Annotated in this window: 12 protein-coding genes, 1 rRNA gene, 1 other RNA gene and 1 other annotated feature; of the genes, 13 read left to right on the top strand and 1 reads right to left on the bottom strand. The window is 41.5% G+C overall.

Annotated features, from left to right (window positions below):
- The 7 genes from gpmI to rnr all read left to right on the top strand — a co-directional run bounded on the left by gpmI (position 1) and on the right by rnr (position 10,230).
- Positions 1-1,545 carry a 2,3-bisphosphoglycerate-independent phosphoglycerate mutase gene (gene gpmI, locus VJ09_RS09545; RefSeq protein ID WP_044641237.1) on the top strand — a complete coding sequence of 515 codons (1,545 nt, stop codon included), beginning with the start codon at positions 1-3 and terminating at the stop codon, positions 1,543-1,545.
- A 127-nt stretch (positions 1,546-1,672) separates the two neighbouring features.
- Positions 1,673-2,959 carry a phosphopyruvate hydratase gene (eno, locus tag VJ09_RS09540; RefSeq protein ID WP_044641236.1) on the top strand — a complete coding sequence of 429 codons (1,287 nt, stop codon included), beginning with the start codon at positions 1,673-1,675 and terminating at the stop codon, positions 2,957-2,959.
- A 694-nt stretch (positions 2,960-3,653) separates the two neighbouring features.
- Positions 3,654-4,163, top strand: a complete 510-nt coding sequence (locus tag VJ09_RS09530; protein ID WP_044641234.1) for a hypothetical protein — start codon at positions 3,654-3,656, stop codon at positions 4,161-4,163.
- Positions 4,164-4,561: 398 nt separating this feature from the next.
- On the top strand, positions 4,562-6,325 hold the full coding sequence (locus VJ09_RS09525) for an extracellular catalytic domain type 1 short-chain-length polyhydroxyalkanoate depolymerase (protein WP_325063587.1): 1,764 nt from the start codon (positions 4,562-4,564) through the stop codon (positions 6,323-6,325).
- Positions 6,326-6,610: 285 nt separating this feature from the next.
- Positions 6,611-6,844 carry a preprotein translocase subunit SecG gene (gene secG, locus VJ09_RS09520; RefSeq protein WP_044641233.1) on the top strand — a complete coding sequence of 78 codons (234 nt, stop codon included), beginning with the start codon at positions 6,611-6,613 and terminating at the stop codon, positions 6,842-6,844.
- A gap of 259 nt (positions 6,845-7,103) precedes the next feature.
- Entirely contained in the window at positions 7,104-7,850 is a 747-nt protein-coding gene (locus tag VJ09_RS09515; protein WP_230199111.1) for an alpha/beta hydrolase, read from the top strand.
- Positions 7,851-7,878: 28 nt separating this feature from the next.
- Positions 7,879-10,230, top strand: coding sequence for a ribonuclease R (gene rnr, locus VJ09_RS09510; protein WP_044641232.1), 2,352 nt, complete (start codon positions 7,879-7,881; stop codon positions 10,228-10,230).
- A 219-nt stretch (positions 10,231-10,449) separates the two neighbouring features.
- Here the strand turns inward: rnr and VJ09_RS18450 are convergent, their stop codons facing one another.
- Complete coding sequence (locus tag VJ09_RS18450; protein WP_154662355.1) at positions 10,450-10,608, bottom strand: hypothetical protein; 159 nt, start codon at positions 10,606-10,608, stop codon at positions 10,450-10,452.
- Between the two features lie 152 nt (positions 10,609-10,760).
- On the opposite strand from VJ09_RS18450, the gene smpB reads away from it, so the two are divergent.
- The 6 genes from smpB to murQ all read left to right on the top strand — a co-directional run bounded on the left by smpB (position 10,761) and on the right by murQ (position 20,660).
- Entirely contained in the window at positions 10,761-11,225 is a 465-nt protein-coding gene (gene smpB, locus VJ09_RS09505) for an SsrA-binding protein SmpB (RefSeq protein WP_044641231.1), read from the top strand.
- A 60-nt stretch (positions 11,226-11,285) separates the two neighbouring features.
- Positions 11,286-11,645: a transfer-messenger RNA gene (gene ssrA, locus VJ09_RS17835) on the top strand.
- Positions 11,646-11,845: 200 nt separating this feature from the next.
- The gene (locus VJ09_RS09500) at positions 11,846-16,141 is read left to right on the top strand and encodes an AAA domain-containing protein (RefSeq protein ID WP_044641230.1); all 4,296 of its coding nucleotides are present in this window, start codon (positions 11,846-11,848) and stop codon (positions 16,139-16,141) included.
- Between the two features lie 216 nt (positions 16,142-16,357).
- Positions 16,358-17,861: ribosomal RNA gene (locus tag VJ09_RS09495) — 16S ribosomal RNA — on the top strand.
- A gap of 418 nt (positions 17,862-18,279) precedes the next feature.
- Positions 18,280-19,668, top strand: a complete 1,389-nt coding sequence (locus VJ09_RS09490; RefSeq protein ID WP_044641229.1) for a PTS transporter subunit EIIC — start codon at positions 18,280-18,282, stop codon at positions 19,666-19,668.
- Between the two features lie 89 nt (positions 19,669-19,757).
- Positions 19,758-20,660, top strand: coding sequence for an N-acetylmuramic acid 6-phosphate etherase (gene murQ, locus VJ09_RS09485; protein WP_044641228.1), 903 nt, complete (start codon positions 19,758-19,760; stop codon positions 20,658-20,660).
- Between the two features lie 350 nt (positions 20,661-21,010).
- Positions 21,011-21,394 (top strand) — a sequence feature (23S ribosomal RNA rRNA prediction is too short).

Here is a 21,394-nt window from a genome sequence, read left to right as displayed (position 1 = left end):
ATGAGTCGTCCCAAACCGACGATTCTCATTATTCTCGATGGGTTTGCTTTGCGAGATGAAACAAGAGGAAATGCAGTTGCGCATGCAAAGAAACCAAACTTTGACCGATACTGGACACAGTTTCCTCATACTACTCTCCAAGCAAGTGGGAATGCAGTAGGACTTCCTGAAGGACAGATGGGGAACTCAGAAGTAGGACATCTCAATATAGGTGCTGGCCGGGTTGTATATCAAGATCTAACCCGAGTTACAAAAGCAATTTCGGAAGGATCTTTTTTCGATAATGAAACATTCCTCCATGCGATTGAACATGTAAAAAAGCATGATAGTAGCTTACACCTGTATGGTTTGTTGTCGGATGGTGGTGTACATAGCCATATCAAACATCTCTTTGCATTGTTGGAATTGGCAGCGAAAGAACGGCTACAAAAAGTTTACATTCATGGATTCTTAGATGGTCGGGATGTCTCACCTGATAGTGCGATCCGTTACATCGAAGAACTAGAGGCTAAGATGGATGAAATTGGTGTTGGTCAGATCGCAACGATCCAAGGGCGTTATTATGCAATGGATCGTGACAAGCGTTGGGAACGTACAGAGAAATCATATAATGCAATGGTGTATGGACACGGACCTCACTACAAAGAAGCCGTTACAGCGGTAAAAGAGTCTTATGAGAAGTCGATTTTTGATGAATTTGTTATGCCAACAGTCATTGTAGATGAGAATGACCAGCCTGTGGGTACGATTAATAGTAACGATTCCATCATTTTTTATAACTTCCGTCCAGACCGTGCGATTCAGATCTCCTTAGCATTTACCAACAGTGATTTCCGAGGTTTTGATCGAGGCCCCAAAAAGTTGGACAACTTATACTATGTATGTCTCACGCATTTTAGTGAAGCGGTCGATGGGTATGTTGCATACAAGCCAACAAACTTAGATAATACCTATGGAGAAGTAATCGCTCAAAACAATCTGAAACAACTTCGGATTGCGGAGACGGAAAAATACCCTCATGTTACCTTCTTCTTTAATGGAGGGCGTGAGGAAGAGTTTCCTGGCGAAGAGCGGATTTTGATTAGTTCTCCAAAAGATGTGGCTACTTATGATGAGAAACCAGAAATGAGTGCCTATCAAGTAACCGAGGCCTTGTTAAAAGAGATTGAGGCAGATAAATTTGATACGATTATCCTAAACTTTGCCAATCCGGACATGGTAGGGCACTCTGGAAAACTGGAACCAACGGTCAAAGCGATTGAAACGGTCGATGAATGTCTGGGCAAAATTGTAGACCTTGTCTTGGAAAAAGAAGGAGTTGCCATTATCACTGCTGATCATGGAAATGCAGACATGGTTACGGATTTAAATGGTAATCCTTATACCGCGCATACTACCTTTCCTGTCCCTTGCATTGTGACCAAAAAAGGAGTAGAGCTTCGTAATGATGGAATCTTAGCAGATCTCACTCCTACGATGCTGGATCTGTTAGGGGTAGACAAACCCGCTGAAATGACTGGAACAACCTTGATCACCGAGAAATAATAAGCTGCTTCAATATACTCATAACGGAGAAAATCTGGTATGTAATGAATCCAATTTTCAGATGAGATGAGTGAGTAGCATGGAGCACCGATTAGCAAATGCTAACTATATAAGGAGGATTTTTCTTATGACAATGATCGAATCCATCATCGGACGGGAAGTACTTGACTCCCGTGGTAACCCAACAGTAGAAGTAGAAGTAACATTGGAGTCTGGTGCAAAAGGGCTAGCAATCGTTCCGTCTGGTGCCTCGACTGGCGCACATGAAGCAATCGAACTTCGTGATGGAGATAAAGCTCGCTATCTTGGCAAAGGGGTATTAAAAGCAGTACAAAACGTAAATGAAGTAATTGCAGAGGCAATTGAAGGATTAGACGCTACAGATCAAGTAGGTATTGACGAAGCGTTGATCCAACTAGATGGAACGGACAACAAAGCAAAATTAGGTGCTAATGCGATTTTAGGTGTATCGATGGCAGTAGCACGTGCTGCAGCAAATGCTCTGGGCGTACCTCTTTACACTTACTTAGGTGGATTTAATGCAAAAGTTCTTCCAGTACCAATGATGAACATCCTAAATGGTGGAGCACACGCAGATAACAACGTGGACATCCAAGAATTCATGGTCATGCCAGTTGGTGCAGAGAACTTCCGTGAAGCTGTTCGCATGGGTGCGGAAATTTTCCACAACTTAAAAGCAGTACTAAAAGAAAAAGGACACAACACCAGTGTAGGAGACGAAGGTGGTTTCGCACCTAACCTGTCTTCTAGTGACGAAGCACTAGAAACCATTGTTCAAGCAATTGAACGTGCTGGTTACCAACCAGGTAGCGATGTAATGCTGGCACTCGATGTTGCTGCTACGGAAATGTTCAAAGATGGAAAATACCATTTTGAAGGCGAAGGTGTCACTCGTACTTCAGAGGAAATGATTAGCTACTACGAGGAACTTAGCTCAAAATATCCAATCGTCTCCATTGAAGATGGATTAGCAGAAGATGACTGGGATGGCTGGAAACAACTAACTGAACGTCTAGGTACCAAAGTTCAACTAGTAGGGGATGACCTCTTTGTGACCAATACCGAACGATTGGGTAGAGGAATCCAGCAAGGAATTGGAAATTCCATTTTGATCAAAGTAAACCAAATTGGAACTTTGACTGAAACCTTTGATGCGATCGAAATGGCAAAACGTGCTGGATACACCGCAGTAATCTCTCACCGTTCTGGTGAATCTGAAGACACCACTATTGCTGACATCGCGGTTGCAACTGGTGCTGGACAAATCAAAACAGGTGCTCCTAGCCGTACCGACCGTGTAGCAAAATACAACCAATTGATCCGGATTGAAGACCAATTGGCTCACACTGCTCAATATTTGAAAGAAGATGCTTTCTACAACTTGGCTGACTAATGTTAAAAAAAAGAAGGGCGGAGATAATCCGTCCTTTTTTGTGTATTAAGATTAAAAATCGATTTAAGATGATTGGAGTGAGCAATCTAATGCGGTTTCATGTTTCTTATCTTATTCGTTTCAGGCGTTCTTCTAAGTAGTTCATCTATAACCCAATAGATTAAAGCTAGAAGGAGAAATTCGGAATATCTCCAATTAATAAATGATAATAAAATAACTGGAGAAACGTGGATTAGTAGTGATTTGATGATCCGAAATGGATCTTTTGCAATACGATCAGATAATAATGAGATAGGTAATCCAATCACAATAAAGCTAACAAATAATGAAATAATAGGTACAAGAAAAGAGAAGAGAATCCCTTGAAAAGAATATTGGGTGATTTCTTCATCACTTAAGAACCATAATGTCAAAAGAAAGATTAAACCAAACCAAAGGGAAAATGAGATATATAATTTCCTATTCCATGATTGAGATATGTTTATATATTTTATTCCGACGTAATAAATAACACATAATAACAAGAAGACCCATAAGGTTTCAGCAGTAATCATAACAGGTTCTCCAATCTGTATAATCAATCTTTCTATGGAGATAGTTTTCCCTTATCTTCTAGAAAAATAAAGACAACCTGTTTAGAACTGATTATCATTTCGATAATAGTTTACTTAAACAACAAGGGGTGATATATCATATGGCAAAACTACAAGATACAGCTGAAATTATAATCAATGTACCAATTGATCAACTGTTTTTATATTTTTATGGACCGTTGGACAAAATGAAAATTAGCTCACCAACCAAATTGTTATCAAATGACCCGATTTCGATAACAGATAAGATTGTAGGAAGTATCTACCGCCGTACTTTTGATTTGAAAATAGTAAGTTCGTCTTTTTTAAAACGTGAATCGGCACCTGTGGATGAGTATGTTCACAAAGAATTTGATTTTACTATTCTGGACTTTTTAGAAACACCAGATCAGAAAAAAATAGTAGAGTCTTACACGATGGAGAAGATCGCCAACATCAAAACAGAGTATCTTTTGAAAAAAGTAGATGAGCAGACAACATCGCTTCAATATACATATTCATATTCTTTTATTAGTTGGTTAAATCGCTTAATGTTTCGATTCTCTAAGTTCGACCCAAATGTGTTTATACAAGATATGAAATATAGAATTGAAGCTGATTTTTTTAATTAAGCAAATTTCTTTTGGTAAAAATAAAACCAACCTGATTTAAACTATCAGGTTGGTTTTTGGTTGCAGTTAAAAATATTGACAGCTTGTTGCATAAAGCAAAGTTAGACATAGGCGCGCCGCCGGTTCTCCCGCTTCTGTTTGTCCTGCCTGTCCTGAGGGATCTGCTCCGGCTCCCTACCGTTCATAGTCGCATCTCAAAAAGGGCAAACATTTGACTTTTGTTAGGATTTTGAATGTGAATTTGGTGTTTGAGCGTCCCGACCTACCTGAAAAGTAGAGAAGCAAATGGTTTTTCTCAAAAAAAGTAGATACTTCTTTTTCTCTGTTTACAATGAATGTAAATAATTATATTCTAATTTATGTGAATATTAAATTAATTAGGATAGGAGTGATTCAAGTTGGTAAGGAAGAAAAATCATTTTTTCCGAGTGATGTTAGTTATTATGTTGCTATTAGGATTAGTTACTTCTATGACCATCTCTACTCCAGAAATTCATGCATCAGGACAATACATGCGCGATACAGCGCCAGACGGGCGAGTTTATAAGATCTATATTCCTTCGGGTTATACTGGGAACCCGATGCCTCTCGTAGTGATGCTTCATGGATGTACCCAAAATCCGGATGACTTTGCTGTTGGAACAGAAATGAATACGTACGCAGAGCAATATAATTTTATCGTCGTGTATCCCGAACAACCTTCCACAGCCAATCCTAATTTTTGCTGGAATTGGTTTGATCCAAATCATCAAACTCGCGGCAAAGGGGAGCCTTCTTCGATCGTTGGAGTAGTAAATAGTGTGAAAAGTAACTACTCAATTGATCAGAAGCGAATCTATGTGGGGGGATTATCTGCAGGTGCAGCTATGAGTGTGATTATGGGTGCAACTTACCCAGATGTGTTTTCTGCGATTGCAGTTCATGCTGGTTTAGAATACCAAGCAGCTACGACTGTAGTAGGAGCATACAACGCTATGTACTCAACAGGTGGCCCTGATCCGGACAAACAAGGAATTGCGGCCTACAATCAAATGGGAAGCCATAAACGGGTGGTACGCACGATTGTATTTCATGGAACAGGGGATACCACGGTTATACCTAAAAATGGTGATCAAGTCCTTACCCAATGGGCACAGACTAACGATCTAGCGGATGACGGATTGGATAACCAGAGTATCCATGACACTCCATCCCAAACCATCAGTAGTCAAGTTCCAGGAGGATACTCGTATACACGTCATCTCTACAAAAATAATGCTGGTAACACTATTATGGAGAAGTATTCTATTCAGACGATGGGCCATACATGGTCAGGTGGGAATGTAGATGGTAGTCATACAGATGGGAGGGGACCAAAAGCGAGTCAATTAATGTGGGAATTTTTTAGTGATCAATCCACGATTACTACGACAGCCTCTCATGCAAGCGGAACCTATGCTGGTCCCATTGCGGTAAAGCTAACGACCAACATCCCAGGAACTACTTATTACACCACTGATGGTTCGACGCCTACGACGAGCTCTACTGTGTATACTGAACCGATCAATATCAGTACTACAACTACTTTAAAATACTTTAGTGTGGAGACCAAAGGGAATAAAGAGGCTGTACAAACAAAGGAATATATTATTGATTCCTCGATTCCGACCCAATTTATTAAGTACTCAATAGGAAGTGAAGATGGGTATGTAGGGAGATACATGATTGATGGAATTAGTAGTAATCGGAGTATGGTTGGAGATAAAGGAATGTATAATACGGACACTTATCGTACGATTCTCTCCTTTGATACAAGCGATCTGCCCGATCATCATTCCATTAAATCCGTCAAATTACGGATCTATCGTGAATCCCTATCTGGTTCGATCCATAACTTATCATTAGATATCAAAAAGGGTGTGTTTGGTACTTCTGGTTTGCAGCAGACTGATTATTCTGTAGACGCCACATCACCCAGTATCGCTACTTTTTCTGTTCCATTGGTAGATGGTCACTATGTAGATGTAGAACTACCCCCGTATGCTTTTCAAATGGTCAATACAACAGGCAAAACACAGTTTCGGATTCGGGGTACTACAACAGCAGGTTATTTGCCAAATGTCCTCTATTTGCATGGAGGAGAAAATGAAAATCATCGCCCGACTCTGATCGTAAAATATTAGTAATCATAGTTCTTATTCTTCTAACAGGGTCCTAAATAGGAACTGGCTTTTTTACTCTGGTTTAGAATCAATTCTCTGTTTGTTGTTGATAAAGCATACACCTCCCAAAAATTAGGATTTGAGAGGTGTTTTATTTTCTTCTTCCATACTATAATAGGTCAAATAATTTTAAATATATTGCTATTATAGTGTCTTTTTATGATTTATCTTCGGCAAATATTTGCTGACTTGACTGTATCTGTGATACATTTACATGAGTGAAAAAGGCTTAGGGGGTCTTGCTAGATGGAATTAGCTGCAAAAATTGTGCTATCTATTGTCAGTGTGGGATTGATCCTCGTTGTATTGCTCCAATCCAGTAAGAGTGCTGGTCTATCTGGTACGATCGGTGGAGGAGCAGAGCACGTGATGGGGAAAGCAAAAGCACGTGGAATGGATGCATTATTGGGGAAACTAACAACCGTTCTGGCTACTTTGTTTATGATCGCAGCACTAGTTGTTGGTTATTTTATCAAATAACAAAAGCTCAAAAACATGCCTACTATTCGATAGAAGATACGATAGTAGGTTTTTTTTGTTGTTGGATAGATGAGTTATCCGAAAACTGGGGAAAATAAAGTTTATCGCACTCCGATTAAAAGCTGATTTCGATACGAGAAAGGAAAAGAAGATAGGGAAACTCACATGGAGTTTCAGCTGTTTTGATGAGCATCCGTGTTAGAAGTAAACAACCACTGATGGGAGTTTCATTTTGAACAAGAGCGAAGGAGGTATTGTGTTGCAAATACAACCGCGATCTCCGGAACCTTTTATTTATCGAGGGGAAAAAACGGGCATTCTACTTTTACACGGTTTTACAGGCTCTCCTTCTGAAATGCGTCCAATGGGTGAGTATCTACATTCCAAAGGATATACTGTATATGCACCGCTATTAGCAGGACACGGAACCACTCCAGAAGAAATGCGAAATACCACTTGGCGTGATTGGTGGAAAAGTGTACTAGACACTTATCACAAAATGAAGCAAGAAGGAATAAAAGAGATCGTAGTAGTAGGTCTATCTATGGGAGGAGCATTATCGCTCTATCTTGCTACGGAAGAAGAAGTAAAAGGTGTTGTTTCTCTATGTGCACCGATTTGGGTAAGGGATCGCCGGGCACCTTATGTTGATTTCTTTCAATTTTTCTTTCCTCCTTATTTACCACGTGAAAAAAAGGAGCGAGATCCGTTTATGGAAGCTAACTTAGCTTCTTATGATCGAACTCCGCTTCGTAGCATTGGAAATCTGAATCGTCTGATTCGACAAGTCAAAAGGAGATTACCAAAAGTTACTGTTCCTACCTTAATTATTCAGGCTCGAAATGACCAAACTGTAGATCCTAAAAGTGCACCTTATATTTTGGAGAAGATATCGTCGTCTGTTAAGGAACTCAGCTGGTATGAAAAATCCTCTCATATAATTACATTGGATAAAGAAAGAAAAAAAGTATTTGCCGAGGTAGAGGCTTTTATTGAGAGACTTTAAAGCAAAAGACATGTAAGGAGAGAAGCATTTGACTACAGAACTAGAACTACGTCAATTTATGTTAGAAAAGGCGTATAAGCCATTGACACTACAGGAATTGCAGGAAGCGTTGTCTGTACCGGAAGAAGATACAGAAGCTTTTCATCAGATGATTGCAGAGCTGGAAGCAGAGGGAAAGATTCTACAGACCAAAGCAAAACGTTTTGCTATGCCAGAAAGACTTCAAATGATTCGTGGGATTTTACAAGCTCATTCCAAAGGATTTGCTTTTGTCCTTCCTGATCAACCAGGGGTACAAGATCTCTATGTCCATTCTGAGGATATTCATGGTGCGATGGACGGAGATACCGTATTGGCAAGGGTTTATAAAGCAAAGAATTCAGATCGACGACCAGAAGGTGAAGTAGTACGTGTGGTGAAACGGAAACGGGATAGCATTGTCGGAACCTTTCAACGCCATTCCGATCATTTTGCTTTTGTGGTTCCGGATGATCCAAAACTGAAATTTGATATCTTTGTAGCTCCAGAACATCAGCAAAATGCACAGGTAGGTCAAAAGGTTGTGGTTAAGTTTCTCCACTTCCCAACTGCACGCAATAGCGCAGAAGGACAAATAACCGAAATCCTAGGGTTTTCGGATGAGCCAGGAGTGGATATTCTTTCGATCATTCGCAAGCATGGTTTACCAGAAGCTTTTCCTGCTGAAGTGGTTTCAGAAGCAGATGAAGTGCCAGATAAGATTTCAGAAGAAGAAATTCGAGAACGACGCGATCTTCGGGATCGAGTGATGGTTACGATTGATGGAGCAGATGCGAAAGATTTGGATGACGCAGTCTCGATCGAAAAGCTAGACAATGGGAATGTACGATTAGGGGTACATATCGCAGATGTTAGCTATTACGTGAGAGAAGGGAGTGCGCTAGATCGAGAAGCATATGAACGTGGCTGTAGTGTCTACTTAGTAGATCGGGTTATTCCTATGTTGCCTAAACGTCTATCCAATGGAATTTGTAGCCTGAATCCCAAAGTGGATCGACTCACGATGACTTGTGATATGGAGATAGATGCTACTGGTGAAGTGGTGGATCATGAGATATACGCCAGTGTAATTCGAACCAATGAACGGATGACCTATGGAGATGTGACCAAAATTTTGGTCGAGGAAGATCCTGAATTAATCAAGCGCTACGAACCTCTGGTAGAACACTTTCGGGCGATGGCAAAGTTAGCTGAAACCCTAAGAAAGAAGCGTTTCCGTCGTGGAGCAATTGACTTTAACTTCTCCGAATCCAAGATTTTGGTGGATGAGACAGGGAAGCCAACTGATATTGTAAAACGTCCGCGAACAGTCTCCGAACAACTAATTGAAGAGTTTATGTTAGCAGCGAACGAAACAGTTGCAGAACATTTCTATCGACTAGAAGTACCTTTCGTTTATCGAATTCATGAGAATCCAGACGCTGAGCGACTTCAGAGTTTCTTTCAGTTCATTACTACCTTTGGACACTCTGTGAAAGGAAAAGCCGATAAGGTTCGACCAAGAGCACTTCAAACCTTGTTGGATCAAGTATCAGGCCGTCCAGAGGAACAAGTGATTAGCACCGTCCTGCTTCGCTCGATGAAGCAAGCTCGCTATGCTGCAGAAAGTCTGGGGCATTTTGGTTTAGCTGCTGAGTTTTATTCCCATTTTACCTCGCCAATTCGTCGTTATCCTGACTTACTTATTCATCGGGTCATTCGAGAAGTGTTAGAAAAAGGTACGCTGTCAGTAGAAAGAATCGAACAGTTACAGGCATATTTGCCAGAAGCCGCACAACATTCTTCCGTTCGAGAGCGTTTAGCGATTGATGCCGAGCGGGAAACCAATGATCTGAAATATGCAGAGTACATGAGTGAACGAATTGGAGAAGAATTTACGGGAATTATTAGTAGCGTAACTAACTTCGGGATCTTTGTGGAGCTTTCTAACACGATTGAAGGTTTAATTCATGTTAGTTACCTGAACGATGATTACTATCATTACGATGAATCTACTTATAGTTTGATCGGGGAGCGTACCAAACGGATTTTCCGTATTGGAGATCAAGTAAAAATCAAAGTGAGTAACGTCAACCTTGAAGAACGCAAGATTGATTTTGAATTGCTTGAGCATACCCCAACGCAGCAGTTTGAGGAATATGATCATCTCCGAAAGAAAAGAAGAAGCAAAAAGGCAGAAGAGAAAACACGTCGAAGTAAAGAGAAGCCTCGTTCACCTAAAGGTGGAAAGAAAGGAAAATCGAAAGGTGGCGTACATCTGCAAAGCAAGGCAGGAAAAGGGGCTTCCAAGTCTGGAAAGGGTAGTTCAGCGCCTCCAAAGCGTAGACGAAAACGGAAGTAACTTGATTAAAGGCAGTAATCCAAATAAAAAGCTGTTTGACGTTGTAAGGTGGCAGCACAAACCTTGTCAAACAGCTTTATTTGTTACTTTACAATGGATCGATTTTAAAAGAAATCGTAGGTAAACGATTGTGAACGAGGAATCATTTTTTTCCATTGTTCTAATAAACATTCCTCACCCGCAATCGCTCCAACCTGTTGAAGTTTGGAGACGAGGCTTTTATCCTCGAATATCCCATACAGATGATGAAATCTTTTTTGCATTTCGATGATCTGCGATTTTTTCTTCGGACACTTTGTAGCGGAATGCATACTCGCCTACCCGAATTGCGTCTCGATAATGCTGATCTTCAACTAGTTTTATAACTTTTAGAGTCATACCAGTCCCTCCCTCTCTATTATTTATTATATATATTAGAATCGCTATATTTTTCCTTTTTTAAAGAATAGAGTAATAGGATAAGTAACTTGTAATTTCACTTAGCATGATATAATAAAGTGATTATTCCTTGTAAAGGTGGTGAGATAAGGATGAGTGCCCAAAAAGGCAAAGTGATCGCACGCAATAAAAAAGCAACTCACGAGTACCATATAGAAGATACGTATGAAGCTGGTTTGGTCTTGACTGGTACTGAGATCAAATCAATCCGTCAGGGAAGAGTAAATCTTCAAGATTCCTATGCGCGAATTGATCGAGGAGAAGCATTTATTGTAGGAATGCATATTAGTCCTTTTGAGCAAGGAAATCGGCATAACGTAGATTCGACCAGAACTAGAAAGCTACTGCTTCATAAAAAAGAAATTAGTAAATTAATCGGTCTAACCAAGCAACAAGGTCTTACACTAATTCCCCTCGATTTACATTTAAAAAATGGATTTGCCAAAATGAGTTTAGCTCTCGCTAAAGGGAAAAAGCTATACGATAAACGACAATCTGCAGCCAAACGAGATGCCGACCGAATGATCGAACGTCGTATCAAAGAACAAAACCGCTAAGATAGACTTGTCAAACATTTGTTTTAATGGTAAAATCATAAGTCCAGACGCTTTTTTCATGGGGGCGTTTATGGGATTCGACGGGGATTTTTGTCCTGTGAGGAGCGAGCCGAGGGGTTGCGTATCTCGTTAAATACGCAAACGCCAATGTAACTGGCAAACAACAAAATCTTGCACTAGCTGCCTAATTGTCAGCTAGGACTCTTCTCTTCATCGCCTGTGTGAAGTGTTAGAGTCTCATAACTAAGCAGGCTAGCGGAGGGAGATGTCACGATCCCTCTTGCGAAATCTAGTGGCTGGTCTGTTGAGGGGTTTGTCACTGGACAATTCGATGGACGAGATTTCAAACAGTGACTGCGCTCGGAGAGCCTGATGGGGTGGGGTCTTCGGACAGCGGTTCGACTCCGCTCGCCTCCACCAAACGAGAAAAAAGACCACTTGCCATTAAGGTAGGGGGTCTTTTTTCATAGTTTCTTTATATTGTTGAAAATTTTACAAGAAAAAACAAAACTATTATCTGCCAAGGCGTTTTTTTCATACTATAATTTTACATAGATAAAATGTGTATACGTTTCTAGATACTTTCTTATTTTTAGAACTCTATCGTAGTGGGTGAAATCATGAGCCAAATACGCAATCGTTTAAGCCGAGTTTTTGAGTATCTGCGTGAAGTAAAAGGTAGCGGTGTGGATATTGTACGGGACCTCAAGAAATTTGAAGGGGTTTGGTGGCAAACAGATTTACATCATATCCGAGGAGTGTCTCTTGGATATAACCAAGAATTAGATGGGGCTTGGATGACAGTACAACGTCCATTTATTCCTGTTCCCCCTGCACTGCCAGAAGAACTAGAAGAGTGGATACCAGAATGGTCTGACCCGGAAAAAATTCCCGAGCCACTCAAACAGGTGGGAGACCGTCATTTTGCTGATGAGCCCATTTTGAAGGAAATGTTAGATGAATGGATCGGTACAGTTTGGAGTCCTTGGGCAGATGATGCGAAGGTTCACTGGAGAACCAAACGAGTTTATGATGAGCTTTTTTCCTTCTATCATCAGTTGGTGGAGGAAGAAGAAGAAAAAGAGATCGCTTGGGGGCACGGTTTACTCACTTGGAAAGTGGAAGATTGGGAGATTCAGCGACATTTGCTGGTAACTCCACTCGAGATCGACTTTGATTCAGATACTGGAGTTTTTCGTCTTACTCCAAAGGCGATCGGTACTACTGTCGAAACAGATATGTTAAGCCAAGTTCATTTCTCCAATGCAAAAAAGCTTCATGAGACGATTGAGGAAATGGATTTAAGCTTGAATGCTAGACAGGAGAAAGAGATTGCTCCATTTTTGCAAAAAGTGATCCATTTAATCAGTCCAGATGGTCAATATTATTCGACAGAAGAACCATACATAGAGATGTGGGAAAGTCCTCGAATTTCCTATACACCAGCACTATTTATTCGAAAAGCGACAAGACAAATTTGGGTTGAGGAGATTGAGCAGACTGGGAAAGCATTAGAGAACGGTTTAGAGATTCCTTCTCATATTGCTCGATTGGTCTCGACAGATGAAGAGGAAATTTTAGAGGAATCCCTACCTCCAGAAGATTGGAGCTCTTGGGCTGAAGATGTATTGTATCCAATGCCATCCAACTCAGCACAGAGACAAGTGCTAGAGCGATTAGCCAAGAGCGATGGAGTAGTAGTACAAGGAGCTCCTGGGACAGGAAAAAGCCACACGATTGTAAATGTTGCAGCTCATCTTTTGGCACATGGAAAACGTGTTCTAATCACAAGTGAGAAAGAACGTTCGTTGGAAGTGTTAACAGAGATGATTCCTGAGGAACTACGCCCGCTTTGTGTTCGAATGATCGGAGGAGATCAAAAAGCGGTCAAAGAACTGGAGCATGCAATCCGTTTTATCTCGGAAGGATTGGAAGTAAAACGAATTGATCAGCTAAAAAACCAAGCTGCACAGACTCAGGTCGAACGAATTCAGGTAAAAGCGGAATTAGAAGAAATAGAATCTTTACTCGAAGCATGTGCATTGTTAGAGCATGAGGAAATGCTATTCTCTGGACAAGCTTTTACAGCAGTATCTGCTACCAAATGGCTTCAGGATCACCCTGATCACAATTGGTTTCCTGATCGTATTATGACTCAAGAAGGGTTTCCTCTAACTCACGAGGAGCAGAAGGAATTTAGCAAACTCCTACAACGTTTTTCACAATCTGACTTTAGTAATTTGCTTTTAAAACGACCTAGTCCATCGGAAATTCCGACACCAAATGCATTCCGTTCCATTGTGCAAGAGCTACATCAAGTAGAAGAACAATATTCCCAAAGTGAGCGAACGATTAACGATTGGAACACGAATCAAAACATTGCTCATCTTCTACCTTCTGCTCTTCATTCTGTAGAACAAGCGATTCAAGAGCTCCATGTACTAACTCAATATGAATGGCAATTGGCTATTCTAAAAGATGAGACATTACAAGAACGCTGGAGAACATTGTTAGTAGATTTCCGAGAGAAAAGTGAACTTCTTCAAGTTATTGAACACAATCTACTTGAATATGAATTCACTCTTCCTACACAGCCTGCTATTTCTCAGATGAAACAAGATGTACAAATGGTGCTAGAGAGAATGCGTCGGGAAAAAAGAGTAGGGAGATTTTTCCGTCAAGTAATAGCTCGGAAAACGGCGTATTTATTCCGTGACTGTTTAGTAAATAACAAACCTCCAGAAACAATAGAAGAGTTTGAAGTCCTGGCTCAACAATTGGATCGTTTGGAACTCCGTCATCGAGTAGTATTGAAGTGGAATCGTCTGATGCAGTCTTTGAATGGACCAAGTTTGGAGATGGATCACCCTCAACTTACCATGGTATTAGATGAGTTGCTTCAACAAGTTGAATACCTATTAAGTTGGCAAGAACAGATTATCCAACCTCTCCTACCTGTAGTTCAAAGCTTAGGTATTCCGGTCGTTGATTGGTTTAATGTGGAGTGGCATCAACAACTGCATCAAGGACTAAAAGCATTGGAATTGGCTACTCAACGGGAACGACTTCAACAGGCTTTTCATCAATTGCATCAAAAATTGTTAACTGGTCAAATTATGCCACAAACGCACCCGATCTGGGGAGAGCTGTTAGAAGCTTGTCAGTTAGGGGATGTTGATAAATGGAGTCAGTTATACAAAGAGTTGGCAGAATTGGAGAAAGCAGAGCCTGCATACCGCAAATTCCAAGAGTATCTTGACCTTCTAAAAGAGTCAGCACCATCTTGGCTTGCGACCGTTTTAGAGCAATCCTCCAGAGGAGAAGTTGTAACAATTCCAATGGATATTGAGCAGGCTTGGATGTATAGTCAGTTAACTTACTATGTAGAGAAAGTTCCTCATTCTGGTGAGCTTCGCCATTTGGAAAAACGTTATCATGAGTTACAAAACAAAGAAGAGAAGCTTGTACGAAAATTAATTTCTTACTCTGCGTGGGTAGAGTTATTGGAAAAGACGACCGAAGTAGAAAAACGGAGTCTCATTACGTGGTTACAATTGATGAGAAAGATCAATGCAGGTTCTGGCAAACATATGGAACAGTATCGTCAGGAAGCAAAGAAGGAACTAAAAAACTGCAAAAATGCAGTTCCGATTTGGATTATGCCAGTCCAAAAAGTGATGGAGAACTTCTATCTCGATGACCAACCTTTTGATCTCATCATTGTAGATGAGAGTAGTCAAAGCAGTCTATTCTCTTTAAGCCTATTACTTCGATCTCGCAAGTTTATGGTGGTGGGAGACGAGAATCAGATCTCACCTGATACAGATCTATTAGAACACTTTAATCGTGATCTTATGACGCGATATTTATATGACATTCCACAAGCGACACAGTTGGATACTAGTGTTAGTTTGTATGATACAGCTAGTCGTATTTTCCAGGAAAAAGCGATTCTAAAAGAGCATTTCCGTTCGGTACCACCGATTTTTTCCTTTAATAATCAACTGATGTATGGAGAGGAGATCATCGCACTCCGTCCATTAGAAAAGAATCGATTGCCGGGTAGAGCAATGCAGAGTGTCTATGTCCCGAACTTGAAACATACAGACCCAAGAGGTAATAAGCAAGAGGCAGAAGCAATTATCGAACATATTCGCAAAATGCTACAGGATCCTCTATATGATCAAAAGACAATTGGGATCATTTCGCTTGAGAATGGAGAACAAGTAAATTACTTGGACAGTTTGATTAAACAACATTTTTCGGAAAAAGAGATTTTAGAACGTCGACTAGTCGTTGGAGACTCCTATCGATTCCAAGGAGATGAACGTGATGTCATTCTTCTGTCGATGGTTCAATCGGAGAAACCTACGAAAGCATTAACTAGCGAAGAACACCTTCGCTACTATAACGTTGCAATCAGTCGTGCTCGTGATCAAGTGATTTTGTTCCATTCCTTACTGATAGATGATTTCCCAAAAGGTTGTGTCAGACGGATTCTCTTAGAGCAGTGTTTGGAGCAAGAGGAGCAACAAACAATAGGTCTGGAAAAGTTAGAGAGCAACCTAGAAAGAGAAATATATCAGATATTAACGGAAAAAGATTATAAGGTTGCATCCAAAGTAAAAGTAGGTTGGGAAGCAGGAATGATTGATTTACTAGTACAAGGAAAAGACAATGTACTAGCGATTCAGATCGAAGGGGATAGCACTTGGAATGGACTAGCTGCATGGCGGGATGATCTAAAACAACAGCGAGTTTTAGAGAGAATTGGGTGGAATTTCTATCGCCTTTATGCAAGCCGCTATGCTCAGAATCCAGAGGAGATTATATCTGCTCTCCAAGAACGTCTATTAGAACTTGGGATCGAGCCTGTAAAGCCAAAAATAAAAGAGAAAGTAAACATCGAAAATTAACTTTAAGACACGAAAAAAGAACAGAAGACATGAAAAAGTGTCTTCTGTTCTTTTTTATAAAAAAGTGTTGACTCTATTATCCAACCATGATATATTATTTCTTGTCGCTGCGACAAGGCGGCACAAACAAAAAAGCAATGATGTTCTTTGAAAACGAAAGAGTGAGATGTATCACATTTAGCCAGATGATTTACTATTGAGCTTTCAAACTCAACTTTATCGGAGAGTTTGATCCTGGCTCAGGACGAACGCTGGCGGCGTGCCTAATACATGCAAGTCGAGCGGGGTTCCTTCGGGAACCTAGCGGCGAACGGGTGAGTAACACGTGGGCAACCTGCCCTCAAGCCTGGGATAACTCCGGGAAACCGGTGCTAATACCAGATAATCATTGCTCTCGCATGAGAGCAATGTAAAAGTTTTTCGCTTGAGGATGGGCCCGCGGTGCATTAGCTTGTTGGTGGGGTAATGGCCTACCAAGGCGACGATGCATAGCCGACCTGAGAGGGTGACCGGCCACACTGGGACTGAGACACGGCCCAGACTCCTACGGGAGGCAGCAGTAGGGAATTTTCCGCAATGGGCGAAAGCCTGACGGAGCAACGCCGCGTGAGTGATGACGGCCTTCGGGTTGTAAAACTCTGTTCTTAGGGAAGAAGTTCTGACGGTACCTAAGGAGAAAGCCCCGGCTAACTACGTGCCAGCAGCCGCGGTAATACGTAGGGGGCAAGCGTTGTCCGGAATTATTGGGCGTAAAGCGCGCGCAGGCGGCGCTTTAAGTTGGGGGTTAAAGGCAATGGCTCAACCATTGTTCGCCTCCAAAACTGGAGCGCTTGAGTGCAGCAGAGGAAAGTGGAATTCCCGGTGTAGCGGTGGAATGCGTAGAGATCGGGAGGAACACCAGTGGCGAAGGCGACTTTCTGGGCTGTAACTGACGCTGAGGCGCGAAAGCGTGGGGAGCAAACAGGATTAGATACCCTGGTAGTCCACGCCGTAAACGATGAGTGCTAGGTGTTGGGGGCTTTCCCGCCCTCAGTGCCGCAGCTAACGCATTAAGCACTCCGCCTGGGGAGTACGGCCGCAAGGCTGAAACTCAAAGGAATTGACGGGGGCCCGCACAAGCGGTGGAGCATGTGGTTTAATTCGAAGCAACGCGAAGAACCTTACCAAGGCTTGACATCCCATTGACCGGGGTAGAGATACCCCTTCCCTTCGGGGCAATGGTGACAGGTGGTGCATGGTTGTCGTCAGCTCGTGTCGTGAGATGTTGGGTTCAGTCCCGCAACGAGCGCAACCCTTATCGTTAGTTGCCAGCATTTAGTTGGGCACTCTAACGAGACAGCCGGTGAAAGCCGGAGGAAGGTGGGGATGACGTCAAATCATCATGCCCCTTATGTCTTGGGCTACACACGTGCTACAATGGCCAGTACAAAGGGTTGCGAACCCGCGAGGGGGAGCTAATCTCATAAAGCTGGTCTCAGTTCGGATCGTAGGCTGCAACTCGCCTACGTGAAGCTGGAATCGCTAGTAATCGCGGATCAGCATGCCGCGGTGAATCCGTTCCCGGGCCTTGTACACACCGCCCGTCACACCACGAGAGTTTGTCACACCCGAAGTCGGTGAGAGAACCTTACGGACTCAGCCGCCGAAGGTGGGGCAGATGATTGGGGTGAAGTCGTAACAAGGTATCCCTACCGGAAGGTGGGGATGGATCACCTCCTTTCTATGGAGTATCTTTCATGATACAAATTCGAATGTTTTACTCGGCTATGTTACTCTCACCTTTCGTTTTCAGAGAATATGACTTTTTACCCTTTGCTATATAGCAAAGGGTTTTTTTGTATATTAAAATAGAAATGTGATCAAAAGTTGAACATGATTGAAGTTATATTTTAATGAAACTATTTTATTTTGTTTCAACGGGCAGTAAATTCAAACCTCCAAGTTGAGCAAAGCTTAATGGAGAGTTACTGCTGATAAGCCCGATAAGGTCAAATTAACATTCAGTGGATAATAGACAAAATTCCTACTCTATGAAACGAACCTTTATTGGGAAATGTGTGTCTGGTCATTTGTTGTATCTAGTTGTTTGAAGAGAAGTCTCTCGATTTAGAAGTTTTCAAAACATAAGGGGGATTCCAATGGCCGATCAGAAGTTGGCAAAACAGATCATTGAGTTATTAGGTAATCGAAAAAATATTGTTACTGTCAACCATTGTATGACCAGATTACGAGTAGAAGTGTTAGATGAGAGCAAAGTACAAATAGCAGAGCTAAAAAAGACTCCTGGTGTAATGGGTATAATCCAAGATGACACTATTCAAGTAGTATTAGGGCCAGGCAAAGTGAGCGTCATAACAGAGCGAATTTGCGAAATACTTGGTATTCAAAAAGGGGAGAAGGTCCCGAATGTAAATAGCGAGAAAGATTTGGATCAACTTGCTAACGAGACGAAAAATAAGTACAAAACCAAAAATAAAACTCCTTTTAAAATGTTCCTACGCAAAATTGGTCAAATCTTTATTCCGCTACTTCCAGGAATTATTGGAGCAGGATTGTTAAATGGAATCGTAAAATTCGCAGAAGCAATGGGTGTAGATAAGCAAATTGCGATCATGCAGATCTTGGCTTTTATCAGTCAATGCCTATTTGGATATCTCGCTATTTTTATTGGAATGAATACAACCAAAGAATTTGGCGGAACTCCAGTGCTTGGTGGTATTATTGGTTTGGTAGTATTTAACCCTGCTATTAAAGATTTAAAACTAACGATTTTTGGAGAAAGTTTGACTGCAGGTCGTGGTGGAATAATTGCTGTATTAATTGCAGCTTATTTAGTAGCATTAGTAGAGCGTAACTTACGTAAAATAGTTCCAGTTGTTCTAGATGTTATTATCACACCTATGTTAACGCTAATCATGGTAGGACTAGCAACGTTTTATGTAGTGCAACCAGTAGGTGGATTATTGGCAGAGGGGATCACCAGCTCCTTTGAATATGCGATGGATATAGGTGGGCCGGTCGCTGGATATATTTTATCTGCATTATTTTTACCACTGGTATTAACAGGTCTCCATCATGGGCTGATACCTATTCATACAGAACTGCTTAATTCATTAGGAGGAAATCCACTCCTTCCAATTCTTGCAATGGCGGGTGCTGGTGAAGTAGGAGCAGCTATTGCGATCTGGATAAAGACCAAAAACAAACGATTAAAATCGATTATACCCGGTGCTTTAGTACCTGGATTTATGGGTATTGGAGAACCATTGATGTATGCGGTTACAATACCACTTGGTCGGCCTTTTATAACTGCTTGTTTAGGCGGAGGTCTTGGTGGGGCTTTTGTTGCTTGGGTTTCGATCAAAGTAAGTGCTGTAGGTGGGATCTCTGGAATTCCCCTTGCCCTCACCGTTCTGGAGAATAAATACTTGTTATACTTAGCAGGTGTACTGATTGCTTATATTGGAGGGTTCATTTTAACGTACTTATTTGGATATAAAGAAGAAATGGCATCTCAGTTTGATTAAGCTAATATAACGCTGACACATTTTTGGGTTTGTACACTAAAACATTTCGTACAAACCCAAAAATTTCCACATACTGAAAGGAGCACATTATGATTTTGCAACTAAACAAATTATCTACAGAGCAACGTAATAGGGAAACTATGGATATTGATGAACTTAGTACTTTGGAGATTGTACAAAAGATAAATAAGGCAGATTATGAAGTACCAAAAGCAGTAGAACGAGAGTTAGGTACGATCGCCAAAGTAATAGACCAGACTGTAAGTTGTATTCAGAATAATGGACGGTTAATTTACATGGGGGCCGGTACCAGTGGACGATTGGGTGTGTTGGATGCATCAGAATGCCCACCCACATATGGTACCGACCCTAATTTGGTTGTAGCGTTAATGGCTGGCGGACCAGAAGCATTTATTCAAGCCAAAGAAGGTGCAGAAGATGATCCGGATTTGGGGAAAAGTGATTTAGTCTCTATTCAACTCACTCCAAATGACATAGTGATCGGATTAGCTGCTAGTGGTAGGACACCATATGTAATAGGTGGATTAGAGTATGCTAATCAATTGGGAGCCAAGACAGCAGCTATTGTATGCACAGACGATTCTGAACTTGCGCATGTAGCCCATGATACTATTGCTGTCGTGCCAGGTGCAGAAGTAGTAACAGGATCTACGAGGATGAAAGCAGGGACAGCTCAAAAGTTAGTTTTAAATATGATTAGTACAGGTACTATGATACGTTTAGGTAAGGTATATCAAAATCTAATGGTAGATGTGAAGCCAACAAATGAAAAGTTAGTACAACGTGCAAGGAACATAGTCCAAGAAGCAACTGGATGTTCTGTAGAGCAAGCTGAAGCAGCCTTGGAAGATCATCAATATCATGCCAAGCCAGCTATTCTTCAGATCCTAACGGGACTAAAACCAGATAAAGTACGAGAATTATTAAAGAAAAGCCAAGGCGTTTTGAAGAAAGCGTTACATATGGTTTAGACTCCACTGAGGAGTGAGATCATTCTTTAATTCAAATAAGTGCGTGATGAACACCTTGTCGACTTTAATTCGTTTGCATTGGATGAGGTGTTTTTGATACGTAAAAAAATAAAAAAAGTATTGACCTTCTGCTTTCAGCGTGGTATATTATTTCTTGTCGCCACGAGCGGCACACAAAAATGAAACGCACCTTGAAAATTAGATACAGAAAGCCAAGTAAGAAAACGTAATAAAGTTTTCCTACGACATCAAATATCGTGGAAGTCTTTTACGTTTTGTTGCAATCACCGAAAAGTAATGACCGAGGTAAAGCTACTAAGGGCACACGGTGGATGCCTTGGCGCCAGGAGCCGATGAAGGACGGGACGAACACCGATATGCTTCGGGGAGCTGTAAGTGAGCTTTGATCCGGAGATTTCCGAATGGGGCAACCCACTTGCTTGAAGAGCAAGTACTGCCACCTGAATCCATAGGGTGGTAAGAGGCAGACCGGGGGAACTGAAACATCTAAGTACCCCGAGGAAGAGAAAGCAAACGCGATTCCCTGAGTAGCGGCGAGCGAAACGGGATTAGCCCAAACCAAACATCTTCGATGTTTGGGGTTGTAGGGCGTCTCACTAGGAGTTATCAAGGAAGCAGGTACCAGAAGTGGTTCTGGAAAGACCCGCCATAGCAGGTAACAGCCCTGTATGGAAAACTTGCTTCCCTCCGAGACGGACCCTGAGTACGGCGGG

Origin of the sequence: Risungbinella massiliensis, from assembly GCF_000942395.1 — a bacterium.
Classification (GTDB): Bacteria; Bacillota; Bacilli; order Thermoactinomycetales; family Thermoactinomycetaceae; genus Risungbinella; species Risungbinella massiliensis.
The sequence above is the reverse complement of the archived record's forward strand: the minus strand, read 5'-3'. Positions and strand labels throughout refer to the sequence as shown.

Excerpts from the sequence above, each read along its gene's own strand:
- gpmI (WP_044641237.1), top strand. The coding sequence starts at position 1 with ATGAGTCGTCCCAAACCGACGATTCTCATTATTCTCGATGGGTTTGCT.
- eno (WP_044641236.1), top strand. The coding sequence starts at position 1,673 with ATGACAATGATCGAATCCATCATCGGACGGGAAGTACTTGACTCCCGT.
- VJ09_RS09530 (WP_044641234.1), top strand. The coding sequence starts at position 3,654 with ATGGCAAAACTACAAGATACAGCTGAAATTATAATCAATGTACCAATT.
- secG (WP_044641233.1), top strand. The coding sequence starts at position 6,611 with ATGGAATTAGCTGCAAAAATTGTGCTATCTATTGTCAGTGTGGGATTG.
- VJ09_RS18450 (WP_154662355.1), bottom strand. The coding sequence starts at position 10,608 with ATGACTCTAAAAGTTATAAAACTAGTTGAAGATCAGCATTATCGAGAC.
- smpB (WP_044641231.1), top strand. The coding sequence starts at position 10,761 with ATGAGTGCCCAAAAAGGCAAAGTGATCGCACGCAATAAAAAAGCAACT.
- VJ09_RS09500 (WP_044641230.1), top strand. The coding sequence starts at position 11,846 with ATGAGCCAAATACGCAATCGTTTAAGCCGAGTTTTTGAGTATCTGCGT.
- VJ09_RS09490 (WP_044641229.1), top strand. The coding sequence starts at position 18,280 with ATGGCCGATCAGAAGTTGGCAAAACAGATCATTGAGTTATTAGGTAAT.
- murQ (WP_044641228.1), top strand. The coding sequence starts at position 19,758 with ATGATTTTGCAACTAAACAAATTATCTACAGAGCAACGTAATAGGGAA.